We start from the raw sequence: 13,813 nt of genomic DNA on the forward strand, positions 1-13,813 counted from the left end.
GCCATGACCGACGAGGATCCCTTTGCGACCGCTGGCGATGCCGGCCATACGATCATCCGCCCGATGCCGGGCGGGCGGCGCGTCCCCGGTCAGCCAACGCCCCCGCCCGTACCGACGCCGGCGGTCTCCGGCACCCTACCCGGCTGGAATCCCGAGACGCTGCCGGCACATCTGAACAATCCACTGGTCGGCTGCGCCAGCGGACTTCTCACGGTAGCGGCTCAGGTGCGCGGCACCTCCTCCCATCCGGACCCCGAAGGTCTGCGCGAGGGACTGACCCGGCAGATACGCGAGTTCGAAGCCTGCGCGCGCGCCCGGGGGTTCGCGGATGCCGTGGTGCTACCCGCGCGGTATGTGCTGTGCTCGCTGATCGATGAATCGGTCTTGGATACCCCGTGGGGAAGTCAGAGCGTGTGGAGCAACCGCGGACTCCTCATCAGCTTCCACAACGAAGCCTGGGGCGGGGAAAAATTCTTCACCGCGCTCGAACGCCTCCTGGCCTATCCCAGCGGCAACCTGATTCTGCTGGAACTTCTGTATCTCTGTCTCGCGCTCGGTTTCGAGGGTCGTTACCGGGTGCGCGAGGGCGGACGGGATCAACTCAATCGGGTGCGCGAGCAGCTCTTTCAGACCATCCGCGCGCAACGCGGCGATCCCGAACTCGAACTCTCACCCCATTGGCGAGGCATCCAAGAGCAACGCGACCCGCTGATCCATCAGCTTCCGCTCTGGGTCTTCTCCGCGGTTTCGACGCTGCTCCTGCTGGCGCTGTTCGCCTATTTTACCTTCACGCTCAACCGCGACTCGGACCCCGTGTATCTGTCGCTCGGCAACCTGGACAAGCGGCTGCCGGCGTTGACCGAACGGCCTCGCATGCCCCTGACCGAGGCGCCGCCGCCGGACGAACCGGGCGCGACGGCGCCGCTGACGCTGCGCATCCTGCTCGCCGACGAGATCGCCGCGCGGCAACTGGACGTGGTCGACCGTCCGCAGGGCCAGACCGTCATCATTCGCGGCGACGATCTCTTCGCCTCGGGCAGCGTGACGGTCAAGCCGCCGTATCTTCCGCTCCTTCGGCGCATCGCCGAATCGCTGGCGCAATTGCCCGGCGCGGTGCTGGTGACGGGCCACACCGACAGCGTCCCAATCAAGACCCTGCGCTTTCCCTCCAACTGGCATCTCTCGCAGGAACGGGCAAACAAGGTCCGCGATCTGCTCGTCGAGGTCGCGGGAAACCCCGCCCGCTTCACCGCCGAGGGCCGCGCCGATGTCGATCCGCTGATCGCCGGGAGCCCCAAAGACGCCCGTAACCGACGGGTTGAGGTCATGCTCATGACGCCGGCTCGCCGCAGCGGCGAGCCCACCTCGCGCACGGGGACGAGTCGATGAAGTGGTTGCAACGTTTTTTCGCGTCGCGTTTTTTCCTGAGCCTGGTCGGAACGGTCGCGCTGGCGCTGTTGGTCTGGTTCGTCGGACCGTTGATCGGCTTCTCCGGCGCCGAACCGCTCGCCTCGGCGCTCCATCGCTGGATCCTCATCGGGGGGCTGTTCAGTGTCTGGGGTCTGACCCAGATCGGCGCTGCCGTCTGGGCACGCATCCGCAACCGTCAGCTCATGGAGCAACTCGCCGCCGGTCCCGAACCGGCGGCGGATCCGGCCAAGCTCGCCTCGGAGGACGAATTACGGGCGCTGCGCGAACGCTTCGACCAGGCCCTAGCAACGCTCAAGGAATCCGGCGGCAAGCAAAAGCTAGGCGGACGCTGGGTCTACCAACTGCCCTGGTACCTCATCATCGGCCCGCCCGGCTGCGGCAAGACCACGGCACTGCTCCATTCTGGGCTACGCTTTCCGCTCGCCGAACGGCTGGGTCAGGACGCGATCCACGGGATCGGCGGCACCCGTCATTGCGACTGGTGGTTCACCGACGAGGCGGTGCTGATCGATACCGCCGGACGCTATACCACCCAGGACAGTTATGAAGAGGTGGACCGGGCGGCCTGGCAGAATTTTCTGGCCCTGCTGAAAAAACATCGTCCGCGTCGCCCCATCAATGGCGTGCTGGTGGCCGTCAGTCTCTCCGACCTGATGCAACTGTCCCAGGCCGAGCGCGACGCCCATGCCCTGGCCATTCGTCAGCGCGTCCAGGAATTGTGCCAGTCATTCGGCATTGCGGTGCCCGTCTACGTGCTTTTCATGAAAGCGGACCTGGTGGCCGGATTCAGCGAGTTCTTCGCCGACCTGACGAAGGAGGGACGCGAACAGGTCTGGGGCATGACCTTTCAATCCGCGCCGCGCGAGGACTCGCCGGCTCCCCTCACGGCCTTCCCGGAGGAGATGAAGGCGCTGCACGCGCGACTCGACCAACGTCTGCTGACCCGTCTGGAACAGGAGCGCGAACCAGGCAAGCGGACACTGCTGTTCAGCTTCCCAAGCCAGTTCGGCGCGCTCGGGGAAACGCTGGAGCGCTTCCTGAACGACGCCTTCGCGCCCTCCCGCTTCGAGATTCAGCCGCTGGTGCGCGGCGTCTATTTCACCAGCGGCACCCAAACCGGCACCCCGATCGACCGCATCCTGGGCGCCTATGCCGCCAACTTCGGACTGGGTCGTCAGGGTCTGCTGCCCTTCAAGGGAACCGGCAAGAGTTACTTCCTCAACCGTCTGCTGCGCGAGGTCATCTTTCAGGAATCCGGCCTGGCCGGACTCGACCCGCGTCTGGAGCGTCGCCGTCTCTGGCTGCGCCGTGGCGCCTACGCTGGCGCCGCTTTGGTCTTTCTGATCGCGGCGACCGCCTGGGCCACCAGCTATGCACGCAATCGCGCCTATATCGAGGACGTCGCGCAGCGTGTCGTGGACATCGAGGCGCGCATCGACGCACTGACGCCCGAGGAACGCGACCCGCTGGACGCGCTGCCCTTGCTGGACGCCGCGCGCGCCATTCCGCGCGGTTTTGCCGAACGCGACCGCCGCGTCCCGCTGAGCATGGGACTAGGGCTCTATCAGGGCGAGAAATTGGGCTCCCAGTCCGAACTCGCCTATCGGCGCATCCTCAACAAGGTACTGCTACCGCGCGTCATCCTGCGGCTTGAGGAACAAATCCGGCAGTCCGCCGCCGGCAACCCCGACGCGCTCTACGAGGCCTTGCGCGTCTATCTGATGCTGGACAGCGAAACCCACTATGACCCCACCGCCGTGAAGCGCTGGGTCGAACGCGACTGGCAGGATAGCCTACCGCGCGAGACCACGACCGAGCAGCACGCGGCCCTACGCGACCACCTGGATGCGCTCATGGAGCGCCGCCCGGTTCCGCTGCCGCTCGAACTCGATCGCAGTCTGATCGACCAGGCGCGGGGCATCCTCAACCGCTCGCCGCTGCCCGAACGGGTCTATGACCGACTCACGCGCGAGGGGCTGGGCAATGCGATCCGCGACTTCACGGTCAGCGACGCCGCCGGCGAATACGCCAACCTGGTGTTCGTGCGCCGTAGCGGTCGGCCGCTCAACCAGGGCGTCCCCGCGCTCTATACCTATGACGGATACCATCGCGGGTTTACGGCGGCAAGCAGTCGCCTGATCGCGGAGGCCGCCGCGGAAAGCTGGGTACTCGGCCCGGATGCGCGCTTGAAATCGGGAACCGGGGACGTCCGGCAACTGCTCGACGCGATCCGCGACCTGTATCTGCGCGACTATGCCAACGTCTGGAAGGATCTGCTCGACGATCTCGAACTCATCGCCGTGCGCGACCTGCGGCACGCCGCTCAAGTCATGGACATCCTCGCCGACCCCACCCAATCCCCGCTGCGCCGCCTGCTGACCGCCGCCGCGCGACAGACCGAACTCGACCGCAAGCCCGAGCCGACTGAAGCCGCCGTTCCGACCCCCAGCAGTCCGGATGCCGTTAGACGGCGTGTCGAGGGCTATCTGGGCGATCCGTCCCCGAATACCACGCCCGGCGGATCGCCGGAGTCCTATGTCACGAACCGCTTTACCTGGCTGCACGATCTGGTGAACCCAGACGCACAGGGTCGAGCGCCCATCGACCAGTTGCAGACCACCTTGAGCAAGCTGGAGCTTCATCTCACCGGCGTGGCCGCCGCGATGGCATCCGGGCGCGATCTGCTGGTCGCCGGAGAGACCGCCGAGATCCAGGACACCAAGGCGCTCGCGGGCAAGCTCCCGGCACCGCTGGGCGAATGGATCGGCACCCTGGCGCAGGATAGCGCCAATCTCGAAGCCGGCGGCATGCGCGCCCAGATCAACAGCCTCTGGACCTCCGAGATCCTGCCCTTCTGCCGCGAAGCGATCAACGACCGTTACCCCTTTGTCCAGGGTAGCGCGCGCGAGACGACGCTCTTCGATTTCGGGCGCCTGCTTGGTCCAGAAGGCATGATCGATACGTTTTTCAAGAAGAATCTGGCCCCGATCGTCAATACCTCGCGACCGACCTGGCGTTGGGTCGACGCCAGCCTGGGCATTCCGAACGAGGTGCTGGCGCAATTCCAACGCGCGGCCGTCATCCGCGAGGCGTTTTTCATGGGGGGCGGCAAGACGCCAGCGGTCGAATTCGAGTTGCAACCCACGAGCATGGATGCGCGGGCAACGCAGTTCATCCTGGATCTCGGCGGACAGATCGTCGATTACCGACAGGGTCCGCCGCGCAGTCAACGGCTGAAATGGCCCGCGCCGGACGGACCGGCACGGGTTCGGCTGACCTTCATGGACGCCACCGGCAGCGGCCCGAGTCTGACCGAGGAAGGCCCATGGGCCTGGTTTCGGATTCTGGATAAATCCTCCTTGAAACCGACCAATCAACCGGAAAAATTTCAGGTCGCCTTTTCGCTGGGCGGACTGTCCGCGCGTTTCGAGCTGCGCGCGGTCAGCGTGCGCAACCCCTTTCACCTCCAGGAAGTGCGTCAATTTCGCTGTCCGGAGCGATTGTGAACGACCGAACCGACCACACCCCAGGTTTTTACGGCAAGCTCCCGGAACTCGGAGATTTCGTCAGCCGCCGCGCGCCCGGCGAATTCGTCCGGCCATGGGATCTGTGGCTACGCGAATCGCTCGCGAGCAGTCGCGCGCAACTCGGTGAGGACTGGCTGGACATCTATCTGACCAGCCCATTGTGGCGCTTCGTCCTGACCCCTGGAATCGCCGGGCAGAGCGCATGGGCCGGGATCCTGATGCCGAGCGTCGATCGCGTGGGACGCTATTTCCCCTTGACCCTGGCCTGTCCGCTGAACAGCGACACCGACCTCGTCGACCTCCTCTGCGAGCCCTCCTGGTTCGAGCGCGCGGAAACCCTGGCGCTAACCGGACTGGAAGGCGATTGTACCGTCGAGACCTTCGATGCTCAGGTCATGGCGCTCGGCGCGCCGGACTCCAGGTTGCGCGCGAGCGGCGAACCAGCGTCCGGCAATCCTCGCTCCAACGCCTGGCGCTTGCCCGCCGCATCTCCCGCCGAGGTGCTTCGCGCCTGCCCGAACCTGCTCTCGCATGCACTCGATCAGATGTTCTGTGCCTATAGTCTCTGGTGGTCAAGCGGCTCGGATCGGGTCGCACCGTCTTTTCTGACCTGCCAGGGTTTGCCGCCGCCGGAGGGTTTCAGCGCGCTGCTCGCGGGAGACTGGAGCCGCGGGGATTGGTGGGAACTGGCACGCCCTGGCCTCGGCGCCGCTCGGCGCGAGGAGCCATGTCAACAGAACGACACTCAGTCCATCGTTGTCGATCCGGAGGCACCATGAATTTGCAAACACCCGCTTGTCGTTGGATTTCGGGGGGCGCGACCGACACCGGAAAAACCCGCAAGATCAACCAGGACGCCTATCTTGACCGACCCGATCTCGGGCTCTGGGCCGTCGCCGACGGCATGGGCGGCCACCGTGACGGCGGGATGGCAAGCCGTCTGCTCGTCGATCGGCTCGGCCAGCTCGCGCATCCGCAACTGCTCGGCGCCGCCGCCGAAACCGTCAGCAGAATCATCGAGGACACCAACCGCCACCTGGTCGATGAAGCGGCCAGGCAAGGCGGCGAGATCATCGGCAGCACCATCGTCGCCGTGATGGCGGTCGGCGATCACTGCGCCATCCTCTGGGCCGGCGACAGCCGCGCCTATCGGTTGCGCAAAGGCGATCTCACCCAACTCACGCTCGACCATACCCAGGTCCAGGAAATGGTCGAACAGGGCCTGCTGACCCGCGCGCAGGCGGATCTGCACCCGCTCTCCAATGTCCTCGTGCGCGCGGTCGGGGGCGACGTCGAACTGAAGGTCGACCGGCGCGTCGAGGCGCTGCTCGACGGCGACCGGTATCTGCTTTGCAGCGACGGACTGCTCAAGGAAGTGACAGAGGACAGGATCGCCCGGATGCTCGACCAACCCGATCCTCGGGAAACCGCCCAGTCTCTGGTCCAGGCGGCCTGCGACGCGGGCGGACGCGATAATGTCACGGTGGTCGTAATGGATTATCGCTGCGCGTGAGGGGTTGGCAGTTGGCAGTTTGATTATGGATTCCGCCTAGCCAGTCGCAACATCAACAGGCCGACCAGCAGCCAGCCGGTTATGGGCGCCCAGGTCAGGAGAGGGACAAGTTCGGCCTGCTTAGGCCAGCCTGCCAGATTGACGCCGATGCGCAGGAAGGCCGCAGCGGCCAGCGTGGCAAAGAGAATGCCGGTGTAGGTCGCGACCCGGCCCGGTCGTCCGCAGTCCGCAGCCAGACCGAAGGCGCTCGCCAGGACACTCCCCCAACCCAAACCGGCGATCGCATAACCGGCGATGGCCGCCTCGATCCCTGGCAGACCGCTCAGGCCCAGCCCGGCGCCGCCGACCAGACAGCCAAGCGCGAAGACCCGCGCCGCGCCCCAGCGTTGACTGAGCACGCCCGCGTTAAAGACCGCGAGACTGAAGCCGATCCAGAACACGGGTAACAGCCAGGGCAGCCACGCCGCATCGATCTCCCGGAGAAAACGCGGCCCGGCGTTGAGAAACACCGCGATCTGAAAGGCGCTGGCGGCCAGCAGGAGCAGAGGCAGGAAGCCCCAGGCGGAGACCGTCGGCGGCGCGCTCTCGCGTGCGACCGCGGCGATCGGCCCCACCCTCCGCTCGGCGACCACCAGGCCGGCGGCGACCAGCAGGAGCGCGAGACTCGATACCGCAAAGGGCAGCCGCGGATCGATGCCGGTCATCAGGGTGCCGAGATAGGGCGAGACCGCCGCCGCGACGCCCAGGCCGACCAGGGCGAATCCGGCCAGTCGCGGCACCGCGGGCTTGGCGGCATGACGGGCGAGCAGCCCGAAAAGCGGCGAGCGTAGCGCGGACGAACTGACCACCCACAGCGCGGTGATGCTCAGGAAGACCCACGGCCCGGCACCGAGCCCCGGCAGCCAGGGCAGCAACAGAAAGGCCAGGCAGGAGAGCGCGCTGACCGCCATGACGACATAACCGATCCGCGCATAGAGCCGGAAGGCGCGGTCCGCCGCGAAACCCGCCGCGATATCGAAACAGGCAAAGAGCGCCTGATCGGCTAGCAGCACCCAGCCCGCCCAGCGTTTCTCGACACCGACGGACTCCAGCAATCCGGGCAGAAAGATGGCGTAGAGGGTCCAGGTCGCCAGCAGAAAAAACTGCACGAACCCAAGAGTGATCGCCAGACCGCGCAAGGCGCTGGCAGGTTGGCGGATTCCGGTGTCGGTCATCGCGGCGGCCCGCCCCCGGCGCTCGGCGCCGACGCTGGCACCTCGTCGGTCCAGACCTTGAATTGCTTCAGGGTCGTGGGACCGAAGGCATTGCTGAGCGGCACATCGGCGGCGTCGCGTCCCTGGGCAATCAGCACCCGTCCGATACGGGGTACCCGATTGCGTGGATCGAAGATATGCCAGCGCCCGCCCAGATAGGCCTCGAACCAGGCAGAGAAGTCCATCGGCGCCGAGGACGGCGGCACGCCAATATCGCCCAGATAGCCGGTACAGTAGCGCGCGGGAATGTTCATGCAGCGACAGAAGGCGATGGCGAGATGCGTGTAGTCGCGGCAGACTCCCCGCTTCTCGTGGAAGGCTTCGAGCGCGGTCTTGGTGGCGCGGGCGTACTGATAACCGAAGGTGAGATGACCATGCACAAAATCGCTGATCGCCTGCACCCGGCGCCAGCCCGGCGGCGTTTTCTCGAACAGCGACCAGGCCATCTCGGAGAGACGGTCGGTCTCGCAATAGCGGCTCCCCTGCAGGTAGACCAGGGTCTCGCTGGGCAGCGCCTCCACCGCGAGCTGCGCGGCGTCGGGATCCGTCGCATCGGGTTGCCCCGAGTCATTGATCACCGCATCGGTGGTGAGACGGATCTCGCCCGGCGGGGCGACCAAACGGCTGCACCAGTTACCGAAACCGTCGCGATAGGCGGTGATCGGCACCGCCGGCTGGGTGACGAGATGATCGGGAACGACCAGGTCCGAGACCCGGCTGTAATGAACGTTCAGGGTCAGAATCATGGGCGTACGTTGCGGGCACGCATAGACCAACTCGTAGCCGAAACGAATCTGCATTGGTCGACTCCTGGTGTTGAACGGCGAACCTGAACGGCGCCGTTGAATCAGAACGGCATCAAGCGTCCGGCCACAGCCCCCGGATCGCGGCGATCCCCTGCGCGCCGTGTTCGATGGCGTCTTGGAGAGACGTCGGACCCAAACCACCCAGTGCGTAGACCGGCAAGGGGATCGGTTCGACGAGGTCGGCGAAGCCCTGCCAGCCGAGCGGAAGGGCGTCCGGATGGGTCGCGGTCGGCTTCACTGGAGAGAGTAGAGCATAATCGAGGCCAAGTCGCGCGGCCTGTTCCAGTTGCGCGGTATCGTGGCAGGAAGCACCGATCAGTTCATGCGACCGACCGGGTCGCGCGGTCAGGTTCATGAGCGTCCGGGCCGACAGGTGCAGTCCGTGACGAGGGACATCGGAGACCTGTCGCGGCTCCCGATTGAGCAGCAGACGTGCCCGGCGCGTGTCGCAGACCGCATAAACCGCGCTGGCAAGGCGACGATAAGCCTGATCGTCCAGGTCATGCGCGCGCAGTTGGACCAGCCGGATGCCCTGATCGAGTGCATGCCCGACACGTTCCAGGAATTCATCCGTCCGCCGGGGATCGCCCCCGGTAATCATGAACAGAGACGGCAATCGCAGCGCATTGATGATGGGTCGGTCGGCCGCCGGAAAGACATCGGGATCCATGGCCTCCGGTTCCAGCCAGTCGAGTGGCTGCCCCTCGCGCCCCTCGGGAGTTCCCGAGTAAACCTCCACCCGACGCACATCGAGCAGGACATGGCGACCTGCCCCTACTTCGGCTTCGCTCAGCACGATGAGCGGAGTCGAGGGGTCGGCATAATGATGATGTACCCGGATCAGCGGCCGACTGGACCGAACCTGGATGCCTAGCTCTTCAGCCAACTCGCGGGACAACCCCTGCTCGAGCGACTCCCCAGGCTCCAGCTTCCCGCCCGGAAATTCCCAGAGTCCGCCTTGATGGACGTGATCCGGACGCCTGGTCACCAGAATGCGGCCAGCATCGTCCGCGATGACGCCCACCATCACATGGACCAAGCCCTGATTAAACCCTATCCGGTCTGGCATGCGTTGCTCGTGCATCGGCTCAACCTTGCCTGAGTCAGTCAGCGTCTGCATGGACACAGTGCCAGACGCGATTTAACTCCGGTACTCGGCATTGATGCGGACATAGTCATAGGAGAAGTCGCAGGTCAGCACCCGCGCCTGGGCGTCGCCCCGACCCAGCGCCACGCGGATCAGGATCTCGGGTTCGGCCATGACGGCGGCTCCCGCCTGCTCGGTGTAGTCCGGCGCGCGTCCGCCGTCCGCGACGATCAGCACCTCGCCCAAAGAGATCCGCACCCGTTCGATGTCGAGATCCTGGAGACCGGCGCGCCCGACCGCGGCCAGAATCCGCCCCCAGTTCGGGTCGGAGGCGAAGAGCGCGGTCTTGACCAGCGGCGAATGGGCGATGGTATCGGCGACCCGCCGTGCCTCGTCCGTATCGGCGGCCTGCTCGACCGCGACAGTGACCAGTTTGGTGGCACCCTCGCCATCGCGCACGATGGCCGTGGCCAGATCCAGACAGACCGCGCTGACGGCGGCCTGCAGCGCCGCGAAGTCCGGCGTGCCGACATCCTCGATCATGGGATTGCCGAGTCCGCCGGTGGCGATCAGGACGCAGGAATCGTTGGTCGAGGTGTCGCCATCGATGGTGATGGCGTTGAACGACGGCGCTACCGCTGTCTGGAGACAGGCTTGCAGGAGCGCCGGCGCGACGGCGGCATCGGTGGCAATGAAGGCGAGCATGGTCGCCATGTCCGGGCGAATCATCCCAGCCCCCTTGGCGATCCCGGTCACGGTGGCGGTCTGGCCGTTCAACGCGAACTGGCGCGACACCAGCTTGGGCACCGTGTCGGTGGTCATGATGGCGCGCGCGACGGACGGCCAGCCCGCCGGATCGAGCCGCGTCAGGAGATCGGGCAGGGCCGCCGCGAGACGTTCCACGGGCAGGTGCTCGCCGATCACGCCGGTCGAAAAGGGCAGAACCTCCTCGGGCTGGCAGCCGGCCCGTGCGGCCAGCGCCGCGCAGGAGGCGCGCGCATCCTCCAGTCCGCGCCGTCCGGTGCCGGCGTTGGCATTCCCGGAGTTGATGAGGAGATAACGCGGCGCGATGCGGTCCAGATGACCCCGTGCCAGAGTGACCGGCGCCGCCCGGAAGGCGTTACGGGTAAAGACCGCCGCGCAGGCGCTGCCCGCTGGAAGCTCGAACACCGCCAGGTCATCGCGTCCCGGATAGCGAATGCCGGCCGCGCCGGACGCCAGTCGCAGACCGGCGACGGGGCGAAAGGAAGGCTCCGATGGCGTCATCGCGTTAGCTCGCCTTCCCGTGGCACTGTTTGTATTTTTTACCGGATCCGCAGGGACAGGGCTCGTTGCGGCCCACTTTGCGGCCTTCGCGCACAAAGGGCTGATGTTCCGGTTCGCCGGATCCTGGAGGCGCTTCCGTGTCATCGGAATCGCCGCCGCCGAACCCCTCGAACACCTCATGCTTGAACTCGAATGCCTTGTCCGGGACCGGACTTGGGGCGAACGCCGCGGGCGGCGGACCGGACGCGCCATCGGGTGCCTGAACCTGGAGCTTGGCGAGGGTGATCACGACATCCTGCTTGATGCTGTCGAGCATTGCCGAGAACATCTGGAACGCCTCGCGCTTGTATTCCTGCTTGGGGTTCTTCTGGGCATAGCCGCGCAGATGAATCCCTTGACGCAGATAGTCCATGGCGGCGAGATGATCCTTCCACTGGCTGTCCAGGGTTTGCAGCATCACGGCCTTTTCGATCTGACGCATGTTCGGCGACCCGATGAGCGCTTCCCGGTCCTCGTAACGTTTAACCAGAGTGTCATGGATACGCCGGCGCAGACTCTCTTCGTGCAGATCGTGATCCTCGTCCAGCCATTGCTGAAGCGGCCAATCGCCACCGAAGTGTTGAACCAGCACCTCGCCGAGTCCGGCGACATCCCATTGCTCCTCCAGGCTCTCAGGCGGAATGTGCGAATCGATCAGTGCCTTGAGCGTATCCTCGCGCATGGCGGTGACGGTGTCGGAGATATCGACGCTATCCATCAGATCGCGCCGCTGGCCGTAGATCACCTTGCGCTGATCATTGGCCACGTCGTCGTATTCGAGCAGTTGTTTGCGGATGTCGAAGTTGCGCCCTTCCACCTTGCGCTGGGCGTTCTCGATGGCCTTGGTCACCCAGGGGTGCTCGATCGCCTCGCCCTTCTGCATGCCGAGCCGCTGCATCATCTTGCCGACTCGCTCGGAGGCGAAGATGCGCATCAGGTTGTCTTCGAGCGACAGATAGAAGCGCGAGGAACCAGGATCGCCCTGACGCCCGGAGCGTCCGCGTAACTGGTTGTCGATACGGCGCGATTCGTGGCGCTCGGTGCCGACGACGTGCAGACCGCCGGCGGCGACGACCTCGGCGTGACGCAGTTTCCAGGCGGCACGGATAGCGTCGCGGTCGGCGTCGGGGCCGGCCTCTTCCAGTTCGGCCTCCAGATTGCCGCCGAGCACGATGTCGGTGCCGCGCCCCGCCATGTTAGTGGCGATGGTGACAGCGCCCGGACGGCCGGCCTGCGCGATGATACCGGCCTCGCGTTCGTGCTGTTTGGCGTTCAGTACCTCATGGGGGATCTTTTCCTCGATCAGGAGGCGGTCGATGAGTTCGGAGGTCTCGATCGAGGCGGTGCCGACCAGCGCCGGCTGGCCGCGCTTCACGCAATCCTGGATGTCGGCGATGATCGCCTGATATTTTTCGTCCTGGGTCAGATAGACCAGATCGCCGCGATCCTCGCGGATCATCGGCTGGTTGGTGGGAATGACGACCACTTCCAGGCCATAGATCTGCTGGAACTCGAAGGCCTCGGTATCGGCGGTGCCGGTCATGCCCGAGAGCTTGGGATAGAGCCGGAACAGATTCTGGAAGGTGATCGAGGCCATGGTCTGATTTTCGGACTGGATGGCGACCCCTTCCTTGGCCTCCACCGCCTGATGCAGACCCTCGGACCAGCGCCGGCCGGGCATGGTGCGGCCGGTGAATTCGTCGACGATGATCACCTGACCGTCGCGCACGATGTATTCGACGTTCTTCTGGAAGAGCGCGTGGGCGCGCAACGCGGCATAGACATGGTGCATGAGCACGATGTTGCTCGGATCATAGAGCCCATCGCCCTCGTCGAGCAGGCCGATCTCGACCAGCATCTGTTCGACATGCTCGTGGCCTTCCTCGCTGAGGTAGACCTGGCGCAGCTTCTCGTCGACCGAGTAATCGCCGGGGCCGAAATCGGGCTTGCCTTCCTCGTTCGTGATGGGGGGCTGGCGGGTCAGTCGGGGGATGAGTCCGTCGATCTTCTTGTAAAGGTCGGTGCTGCCCTCGGAGGGACCGGAGATGATGAGCGGGGTGCGCGCCTCATCGATCAGGATGGAATCGACCTCGTCGACGATGGCGTAAAACGGATCGCGCTGGGACCGTTGCTCGGCGGTGAACGCCATGTTGTCGCGCAGATAATCGAAGCCGAATTCGTTGTTGGTGCCGTAGGTGATATCGGCGGCGTAGGTCTCGCGACGGGTCGCGGGCCGCAGATGACGATACCCCTGACCGGCGGGCGGCTCGTAATCCGGATCGAACCGATATGAGGCCATATCGGGCCCCAGGCCGCCGGAGGAATTGATGACGCCGACGGTCAAGCCCAGAAAGTGATAGATACGTCCCATCCAGGAGGCATCGCGGCGCGCCAGATAATCGTTGACGGTCACGACATGGACGCCCTTGCCGGGCAGTGCGTTGAGATAGGCGGCCAGGGTAGCGACCAGGGTCTTGCCCTCGCCGGTGCGCATCTCGGCGATCTTGCCGTCGTGCAAGACCATGCCGCCGACCATCTGCACGTCGAAATGACGCATCTGGAGCACGCGCTTGCCGGCCTCGCGGACCACGGCGAATGCCTCGGGGAGCAGGCTGTCGAGATCGGTGCCGGCGGCGAGCCGTTGACGGAATTCGGCGGTTTTCGCGGCAAGCGCCTGATCCGACAATTGCGCGATCCCGGGCTCCAGGGCGTTGATCCGCACCACGGATTTCATCAATGTCTTGACGAGCCGATCATTGCGGCTCCCGAAGATCTTTTTGAACAGTCGAGTAACCATCGGATGAATTTAAGACCTGCCGAATAAATCGGCGAATGATACCGGAATTCGATGACCGCAAGTGCGAACATCGACCTGCCTGACTCTACCTCGC

The 13,813-nt window shown here is 65.3% G+C and carries 9 protein-coding genes; 4 read left to right on the forward strand and 5 right to left on the reverse strand.

From position 1 onward, the window contains the following. The first annotated feature begins 3 nt into the window (after positions 1 to 3). From icmH to THIVI_RS11140, 4 genes are read left to right on the forward strand one after another with little or no spacing between them, the layout of a single operon-like run. Complete coding sequence (gene icmH, locus THIVI_RS11125; protein ID WP_014778694.1) at positions 4 to 1,389, forward strand: type IVB secretion system protein IcmH/DotU; 1,386 nt, start codon at positions 4 to 6, stop codon at positions 1,387 to 1,389. Then, complete coding sequence (tssM, locus tag THIVI_RS11130) at positions 1,386 to 4,937, forward strand: type VI secretion system membrane subunit TssM (protein ID WP_014778695.1); 3,552 nt, start codon at positions 1,386 to 1,388, stop codon at positions 4,935 to 4,937. Before icmH ends, tssM begins: the two co-directional genes overlap by 4 nt. Then, on the forward strand, positions 4,934 to 5,737 hold the full coding sequence (gene tagF / locus THIVI_RS11135) for a type VI secretion system-associated protein TagF (protein ID WP_014778696.1): 804 nt from the start codon (positions 4,934 to 4,936) through the stop codon (positions 5,735 to 5,737). The genes tssM and tagF overlap by 4 nt, the downstream gene beginning before the upstream one ends. Beyond that, on the forward strand, positions 5,734 to 6,471 hold the full coding sequence (locus THIVI_RS11140) for a PP2C family protein-serine/threonine phosphatase (protein WP_014778697.1): 738 nt from the start codon (positions 5,734 to 5,736) through the stop codon (positions 6,469 to 6,471). Before tagF ends, THIVI_RS11140 begins: the two co-directional genes overlap by 4 nt. Before the next feature lie 23 nt (positions 6,472 to 6,494). Here the strand turns inward: THIVI_RS11140 and THIVI_RS11145 are convergent, their stop codons facing one another. From THIVI_RS11145 to secA, 5 genes are read right to left on the reverse strand one after another with little or no spacing between them, the layout of a single operon-like run. Then, positions 6,495 to 7,685 (reverse strand): MFS transporter, encoded by a 1,191-nt coding sequence (locus THIVI_RS11145; RefSeq protein WP_014778698.1) that lies wholly within the window; start codon positions 7,683 to 7,685, stop codon positions 6,495 to 6,497. Further along, entirely contained in the window at positions 7,682 to 8,524 is an 843-nt protein-coding gene (locus THIVI_RS11150) for a transglutaminase-like domain-containing protein (RefSeq protein ID WP_014778699.1), read from the reverse strand. Before THIVI_RS11150 ends, THIVI_RS11145 begins: the two co-directional genes overlap by 4 nt. 58 nt (positions 8,525 to 8,582) lie before the next feature. Further along, a complete protein-coding gene (locus tag THIVI_RS11155) occupies positions 8,583 to 9,614 on the reverse strand; it encodes a Nudix family hydrolase (protein WP_014778700.1) in 1,032 nt (343 codons plus the stop codon). Between the two features lie 57 nt (positions 9,615 to 9,671). Continuing rightward, positions 9,672 to 10,883 (reverse strand): bifunctional glutamate N-acetyltransferase/amino-acid acetyltransferase ArgJ, encoded by a 1,212-nt coding sequence (argJ, locus tag THIVI_RS11160; RefSeq protein ID WP_014778701.1) that lies wholly within the window; start codon positions 10,881 to 10,883, stop codon positions 9,672 to 9,674. A 4-nt stretch (positions 10,884 to 10,887) separates the two neighbouring features. Further along, positions 10,888 to 13,719, reverse strand: a complete 2,832-nt coding sequence (gene secA, locus THIVI_RS11165) for a preprotein translocase subunit SecA (protein ID WP_014778702.1) — start codon at positions 13,717 to 13,719, stop codon at positions 10,888 to 10,890. Between the last annotated feature and the right edge of the window lie 94 nt (positions 13,720 to 13,813).

The sequence above is a fragment of the Thiocystis violascens DSM 198 genome, from assembly GCF_000227745.2.
GTDB classification, from domain to species: domain Bacteria; phylum Pseudomonadota; class Gammaproteobacteria; order Chromatiales; family Chromatiaceae; genus Chromatium; species Chromatium violascens.